15 protein-coding genes and 1 tRNA gene are annotated in these 18,502 nt (G+C 58.6%); 5 read left to right on the top strand and 11 right to left on the bottom strand.

Annotated features, from left to right (window positions below; translation table 11 throughout):
• Positions 1-54: 54 nt before the first annotated feature.
• Positions 55-1,677, bottom strand: coding sequence for a tetratricopeptide repeat protein (locus DHV10_RS06700; protein WP_162601264.1), 1,623 nt, complete (start codon positions 1,675-1,677; stop codon positions 55-57).
• Positions 1,678-1,804: 127 nt separating this feature from the next.
• Here DHV10_RS06700 and ypfJ point away from each other — a divergent pair, with 127 nt between their 5' ends.
• Positions 1,805-2,665 (top strand): KPN_02809 family neutral zinc metallopeptidase, encoded by an 861-nt coding sequence (gene ypfJ, locus DHV10_RS06695; protein ID WP_109485471.1) that lies wholly within the window; start codon positions 1,805-1,807, stop codon positions 2,663-2,665.
• A 458-nt stretch (positions 2,666-3,123) separates the two neighbouring features.
• Entirely contained in the window at positions 3,124-4,134 is a 1,011-nt protein-coding gene (locus DHV10_RS27510; RefSeq protein ID WP_204101339.1) for a hypothetical protein, read from the top strand.
• A gap of 101 nt (positions 4,135-4,235) precedes the next feature.
• On the opposite strand, the gene DHV10_RS06685 is transcribed toward DHV10_RS27510, so the two are convergent.
• Complete coding sequence (locus tag DHV10_RS06685) at positions 4,236-4,853, bottom strand: TetR/AcrR family transcriptional regulator (protein ID WP_109485469.1); 618 nt, start codon at positions 4,851-4,853, stop codon at positions 4,236-4,238.
• A 49-nt stretch (positions 4,854-4,902) separates the two neighbouring features.
• Here DHV10_RS06685 and DHV10_RS06680 point away from each other — a divergent pair, with 49 nt between their 5' ends.
• Positions 4,903-5,442, top strand: a complete 540-nt coding sequence (locus DHV10_RS06680; protein WP_109485743.1) for an SRPBCC family protein — start codon at positions 4,903-4,905, stop codon at positions 5,440-5,442.
• A 36-nt stretch (positions 5,443-5,478) separates the two neighbouring features.
• Here DHV10_RS06680 and DHV10_RS06675 read toward each other — a convergent pair whose 3' ends face one another.
• From DHV10_RS06675 to DHV10_RS06650, 6 genes are all read right to left on the bottom strand, one after another.
• Positions 5,479-7,398, bottom strand: a complete 1,920-nt coding sequence (locus DHV10_RS06675; protein ID WP_109485468.1) for a hypothetical protein — start codon at positions 7,396-7,398, stop codon at positions 5,479-5,481.
• Between the two features lie 234 nt (positions 7,399-7,632).
• Positions 7,633-8,124, bottom strand: coding sequence for a GAF domain-containing protein (locus DHV10_RS06670; protein ID WP_162601262.1), 492 nt, complete (start codon positions 8,122-8,124; stop codon positions 7,633-7,635).
• 121 nt (positions 8,125-8,245) lie between these two features.
• A complete protein-coding gene (locus DHV10_RS06665) occupies positions 8,246-8,992 on the bottom strand; it encodes a hypothetical protein (RefSeq protein ID WP_109485466.1) in 747 nt (248 codons plus the stop codon).
• Between the two features lie 110 nt (positions 8,993-9,102).
• On the bottom strand, positions 9,103-9,825 hold the full coding sequence (locus tag DHV10_RS06660) for a LolA family protein (RefSeq protein WP_109485465.1): 723 nt from the start codon (positions 9,823-9,825) through the stop codon (positions 9,103-9,105).
• Positions 9,822-10,358 carry a prepilin-type N-terminal cleavage/methylation domain-containing protein gene (locus tag DHV10_RS06655; protein WP_239461308.1) on the bottom strand — a complete coding sequence of 179 codons (537 nt, stop codon included), beginning with the start codon at positions 10,356-10,358 and terminating at the stop codon, positions 9,822-9,824. The genes DHV10_RS06660 and DHV10_RS06655 overlap by 4 nt, the downstream gene beginning before the upstream one ends.
• Positions 10,359-10,562: 204 nt before the next feature.
• Positions 10,563-11,837 (bottom strand): M16 family metallopeptidase, encoded by a 1,275-nt coding sequence (locus DHV10_RS06650; protein WP_109485464.1) that lies wholly within the window; start codon positions 11,835-11,837, stop codon positions 10,563-10,565.
• A gap of 223 nt (positions 11,838-12,060) precedes the next feature.
• Between DHV10_RS06650 and rlmN the strand changes: the two genes are divergently transcribed.
• A complete protein-coding gene (rlmN, locus tag DHV10_RS06645; protein ID WP_109485463.1) occupies positions 12,061-13,158 on the top strand; it encodes a dual-specificity RNA methyltransferase RlmN in 1,098 nt (365 codons plus the stop codon).
• 123 nt (positions 13,159-13,281) lie between these two features.
• A tRNA-Arg gene (locus DHV10_RS06640) sits at positions 13,282-13,358 on the top strand.
• Between the two features lie 20 nt (positions 13,359-13,378).
• Here DHV10_RS06640 and DHV10_RS06635 read toward each other — a convergent pair.
• The 3 genes from DHV10_RS06635 to DHV10_RS06620 form a co-directional block, all read right to left on the bottom strand.
• Positions 13,379-14,569 carry a tyrosine-type recombinase/integrase gene (locus DHV10_RS06635; RefSeq protein WP_109485462.1) on the bottom strand — a complete coding sequence of 397 codons (1,191 nt, stop codon included), beginning with the start codon at positions 14,567-14,569 and terminating at the stop codon, positions 13,379-13,381.
• Positions 14,570-15,834: 1,265 nt separating this feature from the next.
• Positions 15,835-16,146 carry a helix-turn-helix domain-containing protein gene (locus tag DHV10_RS06625; protein WP_109485460.1) on the bottom strand — a complete coding sequence of 104 codons (312 nt, stop codon included), beginning with the start codon at positions 16,144-16,146 and terminating at the stop codon, positions 15,835-15,837.
• Positions 16,147-16,585: 439 nt separating this feature from the next.
• Positions 16,586-18,373, bottom strand: coding sequence for a hypothetical protein (locus tag DHV10_RS06620; RefSeq protein WP_109485459.1), 1,788 nt, complete (start codon positions 18,371-18,373; stop codon positions 16,586-16,588).
• Positions 18,374-18,502 lie beyond the last annotated feature (129 nt).

The raw sequence follows: 18,502 nt of genomic DNA, 5'->3' as shown, positions 1-18,502 counted from the left end.
ATCACGAGCCGGAGGACCGGCCCGCGTATTTGCCAGCGATAAGGACGCTGCTTTTTAGGAGGGCGGTACCGTTCCCTCGGGCCTCTGTGCCGCCGGGTCGCGGGCGAGTTGATCGCTGAGGGCTCGCGCCTCTGCATTGTCGGGATCGAGCGAGAGAGCGCGGCCGACGGCGTCACGCGCCTCTGCGAAGCGGGACAGCACGGCGAGTTCAGCGGCGAGGTTCACCCAAGCGTCCGTCCAGGCGGGAGCCGATTGCACTGCAAGGCGGAAGTGGTCGACAGCCCCGGAAGCATCTCCGGCGCGCGCCAGCAGAAACCCCAGTTCGTTATGAGCGGCGGCCATTTTTGGATCGAGCTTGAGCGCAGTCTCCAGTTCCGTGCGCTCGCCGTCGGAGTCACCCGCCTTGCGCAGCGCGACAGAGAGCTTGTAGTGGTCGAGCGCATCGTTGGGTTGAGTCTGTAGCGCCTCGCGATACTTCGCGATGGCTTCGTCAGTCTTGCCCGCATCGAGATCCTTGTCCGCGAGGGCGATGGCCGCCTCCGCTGCCACTGAGTCGTCGTGGGCCTTTTTCAGCTGCTGGTATGTTTTCATCTCCTCCGCGGCGCGGGCGGGCTCGCCGGAACCGCGAAGAGCTTTGGCCAACTCGAAGTGGGCTTCCGGAAGGGGGATCTGCAGGTCGATCGATTTCTGGAGGTTCTCGACGGCTTCTTTCCATTGATGAAGCTGCACCTCGACGACACCAAGGTGATAGTGCGCGTTGTTGTTATCGGGATCGAGCTTTACCGCCTCTTCCAGGTGGGTTCGGGCCTGCTCGGGATTGCCGTCTTCGTTCTCGATGATTCCGCTCAGATAGAGCACTTCGGAATCATGCGGCCTTGCCGCCAGCAGTTTGGCCGCCATGGGACGAGCCTTTTCATATTGGCTTAGTAGGACAAGCACCCGGAAAAGTTCGATCTGCTCTTCGATGTCGCCGGGATGCGCATTGGCCGTATCAGTCACCAGCTTGATCGCGTCGGAATTACGATGCATGCGGACCAGCACGACGGTCAGAGCCTTGGTTAAGGCGATCGACTCCGGGTGGCTGGCGAGCGCCTCTCGCAGCACTCTCTCCGCGTCATTCAGATAGCCGAGTTGTCCAAAAGCGCGCGAAAGGTTGATGGCCAGATGCTCGGCGCGGGGAGCATCGCGGAGAAGCATGATGGTTTGCGGGTAGTCCTGGCGGGCGAGAAGAGCGGAGCTTAAGCCTTCGAGAGCGGCCTCCGAGTTCGGGTCGATGTGGAGTGCGAGGTGCCACTGGTCTTCCGCGGCCTGCGCTTTGCCCGTCTCCAGATAGATGGAAGCGAGCAGGAGATGGGGCTTGATGACGCCCGGCTCCAGGCGGGCGGAGCTTTCAACCTCAGCCAGCGCTTCATCTGTCCGCCTGAGCGCGAGCAAAGCCAGACCATCCAGGTAATGTAGCTGAGCCGATTTCGGATCTCTGGTTAGTGCGGAGCGGAAGGTGTCGATCGCACATGCGAACTGCTTGTGCCCGGCAAACCAACTGCCCAGTGCAACCGCGTTGTCAGTTGTGGGGTGCGCCCTGAGCCTGGAAGCCAGGGGAGCGGGGCCATTGCACGCGGCGTGTGCGGAAGCAAGAAGGCCGAAGATACCTGTCGCGGCGAGTGCAGTATTCCGCATGCTGCGACGCTTGAAAACTGAGGAGATCACCTGCCAGCAAGAATATCAATTCCGAAGTTAATCGTCTTGCAGCGCACCAGGGCCGGTGGATATGCCAAACTGCATCTGAGAGATAGAGGTACGACCCATGGAATGGCAGGATAACGGGATAAGTTCAGACATTGAAGACCGCCGGGGTGGTGGCGGCGGGTTTGGATTCGGCGGCGGCATGGGAATCGGCGGGTTCATCCTTCTGCTGATTCTCAGTGTAGTCACGGGGCGGAATTTTCTCTCCTCCGGCGGTGGATCGTCGGACGCGGGGCCAGAGCCGGGGCCCTCGGCAGGACCCGTCGAACAGTCTGCGGGAGAAGAGCGCGACGTTCATCTCATCAGCTTCGTTCTGGATGACGCTCAGAAAACCTGGAGCCAGATCTTCGCGGCGCATGGCCGTGAGTACCGCCGAGCCAAACTCGTCCTCTACCGCGACATCACGTCGTCAGGCTGCGGGACCGCGCAAGCTTCGACCGGGCCGTTCTATTGCCCGGAGGATGAAAAGGTCTACATCGACCTGGGCTTCTGGCGAGACCTGAAGCGGTTTGGCGGAGACACGGGCGACTTTGCGCAGGCCTACGTCGTTGCCCACGAGCTTGGACATCACATACAAAAGCTGCTGGGGATTGAACAGAGGATGCGACGGCTGGCTTCGCAGGATGAGGGCGAGCAGAATCCGCTCTCGGTGGATTTGGAGTTGCAGGCGGATTGCTTCGCGGGCGTGTGGGGCCACAGCACAGAGCAGCGGAACATTGTCCACGAAGAGGATATCGCTGGAGCTCTACGAGCGGCTGCCGCGGTGGGAGACGATCATCTGCAGAAGATGAGCGGGCGAGCGGTGAGCCCCGAGAGCTGGACACATGGATCCAGCGCGCAGCGGCAGGAGTGGTTCAAGCGCGGCCTCGATGGCGGAGAAGTGAACAGCTGCCCGACATTTGATGGAAAGCTTGCGCCGTAGAACAGGCGTCTGGGGCAAGGCGGACTGGTTTGAGTGCGGAAAGTGAGCGGGGGGCGGAAATAATTCTGGTGGCCGGCGCAACTTTGGAAAAGTACCGGGGTCTGCGGAGGGAACCGGGTTTGCGTGAGCGCATGTGGATCCGGTATCAGCCACAGACGCATCGAGCGCGACGGATCATCTCTCTTCCGATCTGGCGGGCAGAGGTCTTCTGCGGCCAGAACCACTGACTCACTTCGGAATCGATTTCAAATTCGACTGATCAATTCGGCACTCACCTGTTGAGCGGCGCTCTATTTTGACGAGGCCGGATCGCGACGATCCGGGACGACTTCTCGTATCAACGCGCGGGCAAGACTGCTCGGCTGTTGCGGTGAGCAAATTCATAGAAACGTAGCCGGCTCCCGCCGGAGGAGCGAGTCTGCCCGCCGGGCGCGAGCTTTCGTACCAGGAGGCTTTCGATGAGGAGCGCTCATTTGGCTCTCTGCGCGCTGTTGCTGTCTCCAGCGTTTGCAGCATACGCAGCGCGGCAGATTCTACCTGCCGGCGCACTGATTAACTGCACGGTTTCCGAGACGAGGCTGTCTTCGGGAACGGCGGCAGTTGGCGATCCCGTGCTTTGCCAGGCCAGCATCATGACGAGGAACAGTAGCGCGCGTTTGCCGTTCAACACATATCTTGAGGGACGGTTTGAAGACTACAAGGATCCCGGGCACTTTGTGGGCAAGGGATGGATGGAGCTGAAGTTCGATCGCATGGTGATCGAGCCCCGAACGGTTCTTCCTCTTTCGGCTCGGGTCGTGGATGCGCCAGGGTTCAAGGTGGACCGGGAGGGACGGATCCTGGGCAAGGGACACGCGACACGGGACATCGTGCTGTGGTCGCTTCCGATTCTGTGGCCGATCGATCTGCTGATGCTTCCGGGACGCGGTCCAAAGCCGACGTTGAAGGCAGAGACGCGGCTGACGCTGAAGGTGATGGACGATACAGAGGTTCCCATCGTGGACGATCCGGATCGCGATCCTTCAGGGCTGTATCGCAGGCCGAGCGCCTATGACGACGCTCCTAGAGAAGAGCCCCAGCAGAGGTTCTCCGATAACCAGATGCCTCCGCCACCGCAGTATCAGCAACAGCAGCAGTATGCTCCTCCTCAGCAGTACCAGCAGCCCCAATATCAGCCCTCGCAGCAGTATCAGCAGCCGCAATATGCGCCACCTCAGCAGCAGGCATACGCTCCGCCTCCGCAGCAGAGTTATGTGCAGCCGGTTTACGTGCCGGTGATGCCGGTGTATGCGCAGCCACCGCAAACGGTCTATGTGTACTCAGCGCCGCCTCCCCCGGCGGTGCACGTGTACATGTACACGCAGCCGGCAGTGTCGGTGTATTCGCCGCCGCGGGTGACGTATTATCCGAACACGATTGCGGCTTACCGGCCGTTTGGGTCTTACGGACCGTACGGGTATGGGTACTAACTGCGCAGTTCGCTGCATCCAGGTTCCCGAAAGCCGGGGACCTGAGGCAGAGTTGTCTTGATTCATTCAGGTGTTGCGAAAACGAGAAGGTGTGCTGATGCTCAGCGCGCCTTCTTTGTTTTTGCGGCCGCCAGCAGCAGTCGGAAGTGCTCCCGGAGCTGTTCAACGGCACGATCGAAAGGATCAACGGAGCGGTAGGAGCGCGAGAGCATGACGCCGCCTTCCATGGTGACGAGGATGAACGTGGCGAGCGCGTCCAGGTCGGTGCCCCGGGGCAGTGAGGGCTTCATCGCGACAAGACATTCGCGGACCGCCTCGATCCAGCCTTGGAAGTTTTGTGCAATCAGCTTGTGTGCCGGCGCGTTCTCGGGGCCGACTTCGAGAGCGAGGCGACCGAGCGGGCAGCCGAAAGTGCACTTGGTTGTGAGGATGCTCTCACGGTATCCGGCCAGGATGGCGAAAATGCGCTCGAGTGGCCGGGGACTCGCGGAGAAAGCCGGATTGACGACCACCGGGCGGAGCAACTCGATGTACTGCTCGAGAACGGCGCGGAGGAGGGCTTCTTTGCTGTCGAAGAAGTGGTAGAAGCTGCCGGAGTTGACCTCGGCGTGGGCGAGAAGCTCTGACATGCTGGTGCCGGCGTAGCCACGCTCCCAGAAGAGGAACCGGGCGGAGTCGATGAGCCGATCGCGGGTGGCGGCGTTTTTAGGGGCTCCCATGACTTTTCTCTTGACAGTATCTTAGTTGATCGTTCAACTAAGTGCCATGATGAAAACAAAGATTCTTCTCATGTTGCTGTTGATCAGCGTTGTTCCGGCCCAGTTCGCCTTGACCCAGGATGCGAAGGCGAAGGTGAGCGAACCGCCGCAGAAGTTTGCGATCGAGGTGGAGGTTCCGGCGTCTGTTGGCGACGTCTGGCATGCGTTTGCCACGAGCGAGGGGTTAAGCTCGTGGCTATTTCCGAACGCGACGGTCGATTTGAAACCGGGTGGAGACTGGATGGTGCACTTCCCGGGCGGAGGGACAGGTGGGGGGACCATTGAGAGCTTTGTGCCGGAAAAGGAATTAGTGATCGCCGCTCTGGCGCCCGAGAAGTTTCCGGCGGTACGGGCGCAGAGAACGCGTGCTGTCTTCAGTTTCGAACCACGCGGAAGCGGAACGGTGGTCCGCCTGACGCAATCAGGATGGAAGAGCGGGGATGAGTGGACGAAGGCGTACGAATATCTGCTTGCAGGGAATGCGCAGTTGCTGGCTACGCTGCATAAGCGGTTTGTCGAAGGGCCGATGGATTGGAGCAAGCAGAGGTAAGGCTAACTATGGCAAAAGCCTTGGGCAGGCAAATTTCTACGGTACCGGGTAGAGACTGACGGCCGAGTTAGCGAGAACAGCCAGTTGCGTTCCATCGGAAGAGAGCGCAAACGCTCCGCGGCTTGGCGGCGGCGACGCGATCTGGATTGACTTAAGGTTCCGGCCGTCGCGGCTGAAGATGCGGACCTCCGCGTAATCGAGATCGTCGCCACGAAATGCGGAGCCATCGACGATGGTGCGGCCGGCATGAAGGACTTTAACGGCGAACATGTGATCTGTTCCGATCACTGTCTGGCCAAAGTTCTGCAGATCGGAGTTGCCGCGGAGAACTACTTCTCCGCTCGGCCGGAGCACGCGGTACTCATGCTCGCGATTCTGCGGCGAGCACGTGCCGACAAAGAGGAGATCAGGGGCAAAGCTCGACACGGAAGGCAGGCAGCTTGAGCTGAAGCGCGCGATCGTTTTGGCCTCGCCCCGCCACGGAATCATCTCAAGGCGATATTTCGCGCCAGGGGCAGCGAGCATGCGGACCTGGCCTTCGTTGAGGAGGATGGGCGGCATGATTGCCCGAGACGACGCGGCCTGAGCTACTGTCTCGAAGTTCTTGTCGAGGATGCGAATGGAGACGTCTTCATCCGGATCGCTCGCGAGAGCCTCCCGCAGCTTTGCATGGAGTTCGGGCGTGTGGCGCTCGTGCGTCACAGCAAAGGCCATCAACTCGCCGTTCGGTGATACGCGTACGAAGGCCAGCGGACCGTCGAGCGGAATGCGCGCCTTTACCTGCATTTCTTCGTCGAGGATGCGGAGTTCGTTCTCGACGTGCACGAGGACGCGATTGGAGGACAGCTGCCAAAGATAAGGCTGGCGATCGGAGAGGCTCCAGTCGGCGGTGCTGACGACCTTTCTGGTGTTCAGATCGAAGACAACGGCGTGGATGCGCCGAAGCGTATCTGACCAGGCCTTCGCGGGATCGCGCTGAATGAGTTTGTGCGGATTGAAGGCCACCATGAGCTGATGGTCGCCGAGCCATGCGAGCGCATCGTCGTTGTCCAGCTCTCCGATCTCCATTTGTGGCCGAGGGCCGTATCCCAGCGGCTGCATCGCGATGGATTGAGACGCCCTGCCCTCTGATGGAGTCAGCGGCAAGTCGACGGTGCATTCTGGCGGATTGCATGGCAGGAACTCGCGCGGGGGCGCAGGAGGTTCCGGTGCCTTCGAGGCGATGCTAGTCGCGATATTGCTGACGCTGTGGCCCTCGCCGGGTTCAGCGACCGGGGTGCTGGCCGGTGAGCGATTCACTTCGTCATTCGGAGCAGAGGCGCGCTGGAACGCGACAGACGGGGGTACGAGAATCAATACAGCTTCTTTGTCGAGCCATACATCGCTTGTGGTTGATTCGAGGATAGAACTCCTGCCGGGACCGGCGCCCATGCGGAGAGTGATGCCCTTCAGTCCTTTGACGTCACCCGCCTTCAGATTGGGACGCTCACGACCCTTGCCTACTGAGGCCAGCTCGAGCGCACCGATGTTGTAGGTCTTCTGGGCGACGCTCCCTGATCCTTGAGCCACGCCAGAGCGCATGATGGGGAAAGACGAGGTGGAAGTATTTGCACTCGCGTCGAAGAAGGCGGCGGCGAGGACAAGATCGATCGTGACCTTGTCATAAAGGCAGGGAGTTTTATCAAAGGAGACAGCGAGTTGCGAGGGATTCTCGTGCTTGCGCCGCGGGGTGGCGAGAACGATTTTACCTTCGAGGATCTGACCGCTTCTGAAGGAACAACCCAGTCCCGACCAGTCGTCGAGGACTTTCACGAAGAAGGTGGAACCGGCATGGAAATGGTGTACGTCGATGTAGCTGACGAGCTGAACGGGGAGGGGGTTGCGATATTCAGGGGATACAGAATCAGCGCGTGCCGGTGCGGCGCAGATCGGCGTCCATAAAAGCGAAGCCAGCATTCGCTTCAACCACGATCCGATTCTTCGCGATGCTCGCTTTTGCAGAACTGAGGTCATCCGAGCGATTGTGACTTGCGATCCGCAGAATTGATTCTATTGATAGAACGTCATTCTACTCCGAAAGCGGTATGACTCGCGGGAGGGGAGTCCGAACGATCGAATGACGCAAGCGATCGGCTCGGATCCCGCTCATTGCGAGGATGCTGCGATGAAGAGCATGGCATGAGATAGGAATCAGTCCGCGGCGATCGCTGGGCGATCAGGTGACTGCACGTGAATCGGCTTTTCAATGACGAAGGGCCGGCGGCCGCGGAGGGAGATGGCGAAGAGATTGGCAAAAACCTCGTTGCGCTCGATGTCGAGGGGCGAGGGCGTGTGCGGCTTGGTGAAGTGACAGGCCAGCGAGGCAATCACGTCGTCACCGTCGATCACGGGGACGGAGAAGGCGGCGCGAATGGGGGAGTCGGTGGCTCCTTTGCGCCCGTCGGTGAAGAGCGGATCGGTGAGCATGTCGGTCACGATCCAAGGACGCTTGTGGGCTACGGCTCGGCCGCAGCACTGCTCGCCTACGCGAACGGTTCCGATTCCCTTCGTGTACTCGGCAGGAAGGTTGTAGATGATGTATGGCTTGAGAACGTCTTGATCTACTACGAACAGCGTGGCACCTTGCGCTTCAGCCTGCTCGCATGCGACGCCAAGCATCTTCGCGAGGTACTCATCGGTCATGCGGGGATTGTAGCAGGGGATCAATGTAGGTGGATTTCTCGCCCGCTTATCGCGAGACTGTCGCTATGAACGGAGCACCGATCCCGCATCTCAGAATTGAGATGTGGAGGCCCGTGCCGTTTCACAGGAGCGCGGCGAAGGCGTGCCAGGCGTGCGTCATTCCAATGGGAACGGCGAGTGCGACGGAGGCGAACATCAGAGGTGCTGCCCACATGGTCGAGCGGTGAACGCGTCGAAGTGTCATCAACTCGAATGCGATGAGGATCAGGAGGAGAACGCCGAGTCCGGTGACAGCGCCGGCGGCGGGCGGGAAACCGACGCGATCCCACGGAAAGCGGCCGAAGGCGGCGGCGACGAGTCCCATCGTAGCGATAAGGATGAGTCGCTTGTGTGCGTCGGGGCGTCGACGGGCTCGCCAAGAGGCGAAGATGACGACCGTGAAACCTGAGATGCCGATCAGCGGGATGGCGAAGGATACGGCGGGGTCGAGTGGGCCGATGCGGACTCCGCGATGCAGGGCGTCAATGGCGGCGATGACTCCGAGGACGATCATGATGGGCGGAAGGCAGAAAGCGACAGTGCCGAGGGAGCGGTGCCACCTGACGCGGTGCGCGGAGATGAACGCGACTTGAACCACGAACAGGAGCATCCAGAGTGTGAAGGCCGCGCCGTGGATGTGCAGGATCGGACTGGGAAGAGGAGCGCGCATCATTCCCGCGCGGAAGTAAGTCGGGCCAAAGCCGATGTAGACGCAGATGCATAGCAGGGCGGCCATGCCGGAATAGAAGACGCGCTCAAGCGTTCGATTGACGGGTCTGTATGTGCGGGGCCGCGGGGATGCGGATGAGAGAACTGCGTCGGTTGCCATGGACCTCTCCGATTTGCAGGCAATCGTGCGTTGCCATCGAACTGCCGGGGATGGGTGCAACATATCACGCGTTGCGGGGTGCGGGACAGGCAATTCCTGGGGGAGATGCTCTACGCAGGCCCCATGGCGTTGATTACGGGGATGCCGGGTGGTGGGGTGAAGCGGAAGGTGGAGGGAGGGATGGGGACGTTGGGTTGTTCGTTCGAGAAGGCGAAACGGGTGACCGCACCATCGGTCTCCTGGATCTCGATGCCGGTAATGGTGCCTTCCGGAGTAATCGTCAGTGAGAGGTGTTGAATGCGGTTTTCCTGATTGTGTGGGATACCCGTGAGCGTGAAGTTGCCGTTGGGAGCGGGCGCTGCTGCGAGGTGGTCGATTTCCTTTTCGAGCTGGGTGTGGCCAAGGAGGAAGCGGAGCGGGGAACGAAGGTCATCGAGCTTTTTGGCTTCGATGCGCTGCACCTGCGGATCGCCTTTGGAATAGAACCAGGCGTACTTGCCGTCGAGAAGAAAGAGCTTGCCGGCGGGGCGGGAGTAGTCCCAGCGCATGCGCCCCGGTTTTTGCAGAAGGAGCGTGCCTGATTCGTTCCGCATCCGGCCGAGGCCCTCGTAGGATTCGGTGAAGTCGGCTTTGAGGGATTTGAGGTTGTTGTAGTGACGGTCGACGCGCTGGGCGAGGTCGTGGGTGGAGGGTTGCTGGGCGGAGATGGAGAGTCCGAAAAGAAGAAAGACGGAGAGGATGAGTGTTTTGTATCCCACCCTAAACGCAAAAGGCGCGTTTAGGATGGGACACCCATGATTCTTGTTGACCAGCAGTTGTGCCGATTTTGTCATTGCACCGTCTGGGTGCAGTTAGTGCCGCCGGCAGGGTCGGCTTTGATAGCGCCGCCGGCTTCAACGCAGAAGCCACGGTCGCCGGTTTTCCCTACGGTGGCGGGAGTCGCCGTGATGGTGTAGCTGGTGATGCGTTCGCTGTTATTCGAGGTGGACTTCACGCAATTTGTGATGTTGAAGATGTAGCCATCCTTGATGCCGGTGGCGATTTGTCCGTTAAGAAGCTGGGCGCTGGTAGGACTCGGCGGTCCTGCATTGGGCTCGCCGGCCAGGGCTTGTAGCGAGCAGGCGTAGCCCTGCACCGGATAGTTCGTGACGTACATCGACTCGGCCTGCTCGATGGTTTGGAGAGATTTCTGAGCGGACACTTCGTCGGTATGTTTGCGGATCGTGTTGGCGGTCGGTATGGCGATCAGCATCAGGATGACGATGATGGAGATGACGATAAGAAGTTCCATCAGCGTGAAGCCGTCTTCTTCGACACGGGCACGCCGGAAGCGCTGCCTGGCAGACTCGAAAAACTTGCTGTTCATTGGTCTCAGTCCTCTGAAGGCAGACGGATGTGGCCGCCCACACGAGAAATCGTACAACTTATAGACGCGGGAGGGGAAGGGAGCGCTCGAGGGCGCCGCCAGCTATCAGCCCTCAGCTGTCACCCTTCAGCGTGTTGAATGAGCGACGATTTTGCGGCAGTCGTTTAGAACTGAGGGCTGAAAGCTAATGGCTGAGAGCTTTCTTCAGCACACGAGACGGTCGCGCGTTAGCTTGATGCCGTTCAAGCGGCCGAGGAGAGTGATGGCGATGCGGTCGGGAACGAAGAGACGCTTTGCCATGGTCTGGATCTGCTCGGCTGTGACGGCTTCAATACGCGCGATGACCTCTTCCGCAGTGAAGAACTGGTGGAAATACATCTCCTGGCGGGCGAGGTTGGCCATGCGCGAATTGGAGCTCTCGAGGCCCATGAGAATGTTGCCCTTGAGCTGGTCTTTACCGCGGCGGAGCTCTTCATCGCTGAGCGGGTTCTCTTTGAGGTTGTTGAACTCGGCCATGACGAGGTCGACGACTTCGAGAGCCTTGCCAGCGGAGGTTCCCGCATAAACACACAGAGAGCCGGTGTCGCTGTACGGGCTGAGGTCGGAGTAGATGGCGTAGGCCAGGCCGCGCTCTTCGCGAATGGTCTGAAAGAGGCGGGAGCTCATGCCGCCGCCGAGGATGGTGTTGAGGATGAGCGTGGCGAAGCGGTTGTCGTCGGTGATGGGCGGCGCCGGCACGCCCAGACAGAGCTGAACCTGCTCGAGCGATTTCTTGTTCTGTAGCAGGATGCGCGCGCTTGCCTGGGGAGTTTGCGACTCGAACGCGGGCTCACCTGGCATCAGCGGAGCGAACTTCTGCGCAATCGCCTCGACGAACTGATCGTGCTCGAGGTCCCCCGCCGCGGAGAAGATCATGTTACCGCCACGGAAACGTCCCGCGTGGTAGTCAAAGAGTTTCTGCTGATCGAGCCGGCCGACGGTCTGCGTGGTGCCGAGGATCGGCTTGCCCAGCGGGTGGTCTTTCCAGAAGTTCTGGGTGAAGAGTTCGTGGACCAGAACGTCGGGATTGTCTTCGTCGATTTTGATTTCTTCGAGAATGACGCCGCGCTCGCGTTCGATCTCAGTGGACGCGAAAGTCGGATTCAGCACAAGGTCGGCCAGAACATCAAGCGCGATGGGCACGTGATCGGCGAGAGACTTGACGTTGAAGCAGATGGTCTCTTTGCCGGTGAAGGCGTCGAGGTTGCCGCCGATCGAATCCATCTCGCGTGCGATCTGGAGCGAGGAGCGCGAGCGGGTTCCTTTGAAGACCATGTGTTCGACGAAGTGGGAGATGCCGTTGATTTCGGGTGCCTCGCAGCGCGAGCCGGATTTGATCCATGCACCCATGGCGACGGAGCGGACATGTTCCATGCGCTCGGTCAGAACGATCAGGCCATTGGGCAATACAGTACGGCGAAGATTTCGCTGTGTGTTCATCGTATCCAGTCGGATTCTGATTGTAAGGCGAATTGGGCGTAGATGGTTGCCCGTTCACCGGCCGTGGTCTAACGAAAAAGAAGAGCTGAAAGCTAAGGGTTGCGGGAGGCTGCAAGGGATATAGAAAAGCTCTATGCTGAAACCAGCCGTGACCGCAGACCCACAACTGATCCCATTAGACGCTACAAACCGGGCTGGTGGAAGCCTGAGAAGTTTTTTCGGCATGAATGTTGCCGAATTGGGAGAAGTACTGGGCTCGCTCGGCGAGCCGAAGTGGCGCGGAAAGCAGGTGGCGGAGGCCATCTATCGCCAAAGGATTGTTGATGTTGAGGGCATTACGCCGCTGCCGAAAGCGCTGCGCGAAAAGCTCCGGGAAGAAGGGTGGCAGGTAGGGCGTCCTTCGCTCGTGCAGGTCTTTACCTCAGTAGATGGTACGGAGAGGTACCTGGTTCAGGGGCCAGCTGATGGGCTGACTGTGGAAACCGTCTGGATGCCTGAGGGGGATGAGGGCGAGGCAGGGGACACGACGGGCGAGGAGGCCGGCGGGGAGGGGGGTGGCCGGAATTGGGATCGCGCTACGATCTGCGTTTCGAGCCAGGTCGGATGCGCGGTGAACTGCCAGTTCTGCCTGACCGCCAAGCTTGGTTTGCAGCGGAATCTAACAGCGGGAGAAATCGCGGGCCAGGTCGTCGCTGTGCTGGACCGGCACGGAGTCGAGATCGGAAAAGATCGCGTGAACCTCGTCTTCATGGGGATGGGCGAGCCGTTTCTGAATTACGACAATTTCATGCAGGGAGTCCGTCTGCTGGTAGAAGAAGTCGGGCTAAGTCCGCAGCGAATGACGGTTTCGACGTCGGGCATTGTGCCGGGGATTGAACGGTTCGCGCAGGAGCCGGCCGAAATCAGGCCGAAGCTGGCGATCAGCCTGAATGCGCCCAACGATCAGGTGCGCAGCGAGGTGATGCCGATCAATCGCAAGTGGCCAATCGAGGCGGTGGTCGATGCCGTGCGCGGAGTGAAGTTGCGGGCGAGGGAGCGCGTGACTTTTGAATACGTGTTGCTGGGAGGCGTGACGGATCAGCCAAAGCATGCAGCAGAGGTGGCTCGGCTGGTGCGACGGACAGGATTGCCGGCGAAGGTAAACCTGATTGCGTGGAACCCAGGGCCGGGCGTTCCTTACTCAACACCTTCTGAAGATGCAGTCGAGACGTTTCGAAGAGCGCTCGGGGCTGAAGGCGTTCCGGTCTATCTCCGCCGGCCGCGCGGGCGCGATATCTACGCGGCCTGCGGGCAGTTGAAGAGGACGGTGGAAGCGCCGTGATCCGGAGAAGCATGCCTTCATGGCTCTCGCGGATCGCGGATGGCAGCCGTGCAGCATTCTTCATTGGGTCCATGTATTTCTGGTCGTGTCGACCGCGATAGACTGGACATGCTGACCTCCAGTGGCCCCGTAGCTCAGGTGGATAGAGCAGCAGTTTCCTAAACTGCGTGTCGGAAGTTCGAATCTTCCCGGGGTCACCATTCCAAAGACTTACTGTTCTTTAATTTACGGCGACAGAGGCGCGGATATCGCTTTCGTCTGCTGCCCAATCGCTGCCCAATTCAGGAAGGGCAGTTTCGAGCCGGTCCATCGCGGCGACAGCATCGGCTGGTGCGGACTTGATGTAATACGTCGATGTGGTGCTGACGTTCGCGTGACGGAGAATGACTTGGATTGTCTTTTCCGGTACGCCCAGGGCATACAGGTTGCTGCCTAGTCCGCGTCTGGCGGCGTGCCACCCGTGCCAAAGTTCTCCGAGCCCGGCGCCCTTCAGAGCAGGCTTTATACTGCGCGTCAGCACGTTGTTGAGACTCACTGCCTTGCCATTAACGGCGGCGAACACCGGACCAGACTCAGGGCTTCCGCTGCGCATCCGATGAGCTTCGAGCATCCTTCCAAGCGGCTTGATAACCGGGACCGCAGCCATGCTCAGGTTTGTCTTTGGCTTCGTCGTGTGTCCTTCCCAGATCGACTGGTTGACATGGATTTCGCCGTTGCGAAGATCCTCCCACCGCATCCCGCGGATCTCCCCGCGGCGCAGCCCTGTAAACGCCGCGACAGCGAAGATGGTAGCCGCCGGCTCGGGGAGGACGGCGAGCATTGCGCGTATCTCGCTTAGGCTGTATGCATAGGTTTCTGCCGGCTCCTTCACGGCGGGGTCGATCGCAGTGTCACGAACGGGATTTTCCCCGGCGAAGTATCCCTGCTGCTTGGCGAGTTTAAAAATAGCGCTAAGGGAACTCTTGATGTGTTTCAAAGTGTGGCGCCCCAGAAGGCTCGGCAGCGCGATGTCATCCATCCAGTTCTGAACATTATAGGTCCGGACGTCCTTGATCCAGACCTGCGCGCAGCGGGGTTTAAGGTGAATCATCCAGATGTCGCGATATGTTTTGAGCGTCGACGGACGCAAACGCTGTTCGACTCTGGGAAAGTAGACCTTTTCCACGAAATCCCCGAGTTTCACAACGTTCTGAGGAGCGCACCGCGGACGGTTGACCTCGGCGACAAGATCCTTCGCCTGCTCTGTAACGGCGTGCGGCGGGACCTTCCCGCGTGTTGTCACCTCTGCCAGCTGTTTCGATACTCGAACGCGCTTTACTTCGCCATCGATTACGCGGCTCTCATAGAAGCGCACAAACCAAGCTCCATGACTCTGGAAGATCTGGCCGGATTGCTCTCTCTTGCGTTTCATTTCTTCTCCTTTCCTGACTCTCTTGCTCTTTTTTCTTCTCGGGCTTTCACTGCCAACTTTGCAATGCGCGAGCGTTCGACGGCCGTGAGACTTTCTGTTCGCGCATTTCCCGCTTTGCTGGCAATTGCAGCGCGTTCCTCTGCGGACAACCTTGCGGCCCGTGCCTTTCCGCCCAATTTTCCGAGGGCTACTGCGTGAGGATTCGGTTTCTTTGCCACGTAGTCATTATCTAACTTACCGCTATGTTAGACAAGAAGAAAATTAAACTGGAGTGAACTATCTCCGCTTACTCTGCCACCACTTCAACAGCGCTGGAGAGTCCCATTCGAAGCGGACATATCTCCCGAGACGTACGCAAGGGATCGGCTCGGAAGCACGGGAACGCGTCTGCTCCAAGATCCAGGTCTTCGGAATGCTCCAGCGACTTGCAAGTTCCGCCGCGTCGATTACCTCAAAGAAGCTAAGTTTGTCCGTCGCAAGTTTAGGGCGGCTTTTCTCGTTATCGGGCAGCATTCGGGCAGCAGCCTCCTTTACTAACTATGAAATCAATGATTTGCAGGTGAGCAGCGGTTACCGTAACCGTAGCGCAATTGAGCAGCTTGCCTGATGGTTTGAAAACAGACGGCGGATATTGAATCCTGTGTATCTTGCCTTTGGCAGGCACGCCGCGCGAACGGATGCCTGCCCCTTGGGTGTGTTCTGAGTTGAGGTTCACCCTCGACCCCGGCAAGGGCCGAAGCACAAATCGACAGAAGACAGCGAAACAGAGACAGGAAAACGCTGCGCACCTCATCGCGAACCCCCTGTTTCTAGGCCCTTTTTCCCTTGCTTCCCTTGACTGGTTGACTTTCTGACGAGTTGACGGGAAGGGCCGGTTTCCCAATGAATGATGCGGCGCACCACAGAATAGGGAGCAGAGCTTTTTGCATCCCCGATTTCGACGCGCGCAATTCTTTTGGTGAATACGCTCGGAGACAGGCGATCCCCGCGCGCTGGTGGCCCGCCATTCGCGCGAACCCACTCGCTGAGGTATTTTCCCCGTCGAGATGCGCGAGGCTTCTCTCCGACCCCCAGCGCAAACCAGAGTGGTACACACTCGCAAACGATGCGCTGCGCATCTTCTGAGAGCACGTCCCAACGCAGCAAGCACGTCCAGCGCTTGAACCCTGGGTCACGGTATCTCTTCCCCCAGTAGCAGTGGGCGAGGTATTCCCCCGGTACGATCCGGGGGTAATCCTCCCATTCGACTCGATCCGAGAGGTTACTCATCGCGCGTCCACCTCCGGGTCGAATGTGAGCCAATAGCGGGATTGGATGACCCCTTCCGAGGTGCGCTCCATCTCATTGCGAATCTCAAACCCTTGTTCCCTGATTTCCTTGAACCGTGCGCCATGCTGAGCGATTCCGGCTTTCATGATTTCGGGAAGTTCGAGGGCGATACGCTTTGACCGGGTATCTCGAAGCATTCCGATCAGCACATCTGCCTGGGTCAGGCTCTTTCGCCGTCTCCGTTCTTTGTTGAACGGCAAAGCCTGTTGGTGAGGTGTCGCGGGATGTTCCCGCCAGAACTTGCTCATCGATCACCTCCGCGCTTGAGAACGGAGGCAAGGCCGGCAATCGGTGACGATACGTTTCGCAAGTCGATGGCGAGGCGACGGAGTTGGTTTTGATGGTAGCGGTTGGGGACGGCATGCGTAGCGGCTGAAAGCTGCTTTCCGGCCCTTTGGATGTGGGAGACTGCACGCGCAAGACGAAGGCTTGCGGCACGATTCAATTTGGGGTCTAATTGCATTGGAAGCTCGATTCCGTTTCCGCCCGTCTTGTCGAGGGATCAGCGCGGGAACTTTAGTTCGGCAATTGAAGAACCGTCCTCATTGCAGCGGGCGGTTTTTCTATGCCTTGAGAAAACGAGACTCCAAAGCGATACGTCCTGAAAATCTCCGAGATCATCCGCGAATCAATTGCGGATGAAAACGCATGCGGAAATCCGCGAAATACTGACTTGTCGGTGGGAACTCACTTTTTATCCGGCAATTGATTTCCGGGCGCATTAGCGCATCTGGATAAAAGCTTTCGCATCGCGGGTTTGAAGTTCGGCTCGTTGCTCGCGACGAGTTCAACCCAGTTCTTGATCAACCTTCTTGAGTTGCCGAAGTTCCGGTTGTGTTCTCTTAGGTTTCTCGCCGCGGTTCCTTCAAGCCATTCGGCTGGATCTGAGAAAAGGGAACGGTCCAACGCTGTCGCGATTTGTTTGAGCGAAGAATCGCTGACGCGCCTAGAGGAATCCTGATGCCGTTTCCATAATCCCGCAACGAATATGACGAAGCCTGGATTTCGCGTCGGCTTTCGCCCGGCTGGTTTGCGGGAAAAGCTTGAATGCGATCCTTTCGGCTTCGGGCGGTGAGGTGGTTGGAAAGTGGGCTTCTCCATGGGAGTGCTGCATCTGGGCATTCCATGAGCGTCGATATACTCTTCGTTCGGAGGCTGCTGAGCCATCCAAAGGCCATCGCGCGTAATCACCCAAATCAGTCCATGATTCTCTGCTATTTGATCGAACAATCTCCGGGGTGAAGGGAAGACTGTACTTCCGCGTGGCAAGCTGATTCTGAGCAGTCGAATGGAAAGGAAATGGATGGGAATCGAAACGGTTGCGCACTGTGCGACCGTCGAAATTCGATGACGGTCTGAGACATTGGAAGGAATTGACACGCTGACCGAATTGTTCTCGATCCATTGCTGAAAGTACTCAGCCAGTTCCATATTGTTTGATTTGCCTTCTAGTTTTTGCTGTTGAAGCCGAAGGCAGAACGTGCTTGATGCTTCGCACACGCTATCGATGAGCGGCGCTTCCATCTCTGAGCTGGTGTAATAGCGGCTGTATTTGCTTCTGTGCTGACGGAGGTGCTGATACAACCGATGCAGCCAATACTGAAAGGGACTCGCATTCACTGGAAGAGGTGCAAGCGCATTTCCCGCTCTCGAAGCTAGAACTTCGAATTGCGCTCTGAAATGCTCTGAAAGTGCGTCGTTAAAGGTCCATTCCGACAAGTCACTCGAAGCGTTCAATTCAGGGATGCCAATTACGCTCATAGGAGCCACGCGCACACTCTTTTCCACGCTGGCCAGTCTGGAAAACTCGAGGGAAAGCTGTTCCCACGGTGAGCTGGCGGGCAGGTCGGGAGTGTTCAGACGCGCTTCCGGATGAGCTGGCGGAACTGACGCGCGGCCCCGTCCGGCTACAAAGATGTCCTCCTTCAGATGAGGATTGTTCTTTCGGATGTCCATCATGAGTTGCTGCGTGTCAGCTAGCCAATTTCCAGTGCTCTTCATCTCCGCCTGAAACTGACTGAATACAGCCTGAACAACGCCTCCGATCTGATGGAGCGTGAAGATCACCTCTTTCATCTTGGGTGTACTACGTTCAGGTTCTGGGCCAATCGCCCGTTTCCGTTCCTCTTTCGTGATCCCGCAGGCAAGGATCAGATACTCATTCACATTCTCAGAGACAAACCAACGCAATCCGTTCTGCCATATCGAAAGCCGGATGGATTGAGAGGGTTCGCGGCCAACTTCAGTAAGGCAATCTAAGTAGGCGTTTTTGGCCCGTAGGGTCCAGTCAACCGCGCGCTCCTTGAGGAGAACGAAAAACTGGTGTCTTGCTCCGCCGAGATTGGGTGGAAGTTCGTCGGGGCACTCATCAATTTCTTTGCGAATCGCCGTGTCAAGCGATGCCAGCTTAGCTTTTGCCAGCAAGTGTATTTCAGTCCACTTGAACGGATTCCTATCGTCGGGAACCCTCAGCATTTGTCACCCTTCCGTGACCTTCCCGGTTTGCAAGGAAACAGGAAGGCGGGGCGGGAAGGCGCCCCACCTTGTCACTTCAGGTGATCAGCCAAAAGCTATCCGGTTGTCTCATATTCTAGCCCTGAGTGA

The sequence above is a fragment of the Occallatibacter savannae genome, from assembly GCF_003131205.1.
Lineage (GTDB): Bacteria > Acidobacteriota > Terriglobia > Terriglobales > Acidobacteriaceae > Telmatobacter > Telmatobacter savannae.
Note: the sequence above shows the minus strand (reverse complement) of the source record. Positions and strands in the feature narration are given on the sequence as shown.

Bases quoted from the DNA above. Each gene is read 5' to 3' on its own strand.
- DHV10_RS06700 (WP_162601264.1), bottom strand. From the start codon at position 1,677: ATGCGGAATACTGCACTCGCCGCGACAGGTATCTTCGGCCTTCTTGCT.
- ypfJ (WP_109485471.1), top strand. From the start codon at position 1,805: ATGGAATGGCAGGATAACGGGATAAGTTCAGACATTGAAGACCGCCGG.
- DHV10_RS27510 (WP_204101339.1), top strand. From the start codon at position 3,124: ATGAGGAGCGCTCATTTGGCTCTCTGCGCGCTGTTGCTGTCTCCAGCG.
- DHV10_RS06685 (WP_109485469.1), bottom strand. From the start codon at position 4,853: ATGGGAGCCCCTAAAAACGCCGCCACCCGCGATCGGCTCATCGACTCC.
- DHV10_RS06680 (WP_109485743.1), top strand. From the start codon at position 4,903: ATGAAAACAAAGATTCTTCTCATGTTGCTGTTGATCAGCGTTGTTCCG.
- DHV10_RS06675 (WP_109485468.1), bottom strand. From the start codon at position 7,398: ATGCTGGCTTCGCTTTTATGGACGCCGATCTGCGCCGCACCGGCACGC.
- DHV10_RS06670 (WP_162601262.1), bottom strand. From the start codon at position 8,124: ATGACCGATGAGTACCTCGCGAAGATGCTTGGCGTCGCATGCGAGCAG.
- DHV10_RS06665 (WP_109485466.1), bottom strand. From the start codon at position 8,992: ATGGCAACCGACGCAGTTCTCTCATCCGCATCCCCGCGGCCCCGCACA.
- DHV10_RS06660 (WP_109485465.1), bottom strand. From the start codon at position 9,825: ATGACAAAATCGGCACAACTGCTGGTCAACAAGAATCATGGGTGTCCC.
- DHV10_RS06655 (WP_239461308.1), bottom strand. From the start codon at position 10,358: ATGAACAGCAAGTTTTTCGAGTCTGCCAGGCAGCGCTTCCGGCGTGCC.
- DHV10_RS06650 (WP_109485464.1), bottom strand. From the start codon at position 11,837: ATGAACACACAGCGAAATCTTCGCCGTACTGTATTGCCCAATGGCCTG.
- rlmN (WP_109485463.1), top strand. From the start codon at position 12,061: ATGAATGTTGCCGAATTGGGAGAAGTACTGGGCTCGCTCGGCGAGCCG.
- DHV10_RS06635 (WP_109485462.1), bottom strand. From the start codon at position 14,569: ATGAAACGCAAGAGAGAGCAATCCGGCCAGATCTTCCAGAGTCATGGA.
- DHV10_RS06625 (WP_109485460.1), bottom strand. From the start codon at position 16,146: ATGAGCAAGTTCTGGCGGGAACATCCCGCGACACCTCACCAACAGGCT.
- DHV10_RS06620 (WP_109485459.1), bottom strand. From the start codon at position 18,373: ATGCTGAGGGTTCCCGACGATAGGAATCCGTTCAAGTGGACTGAAATA.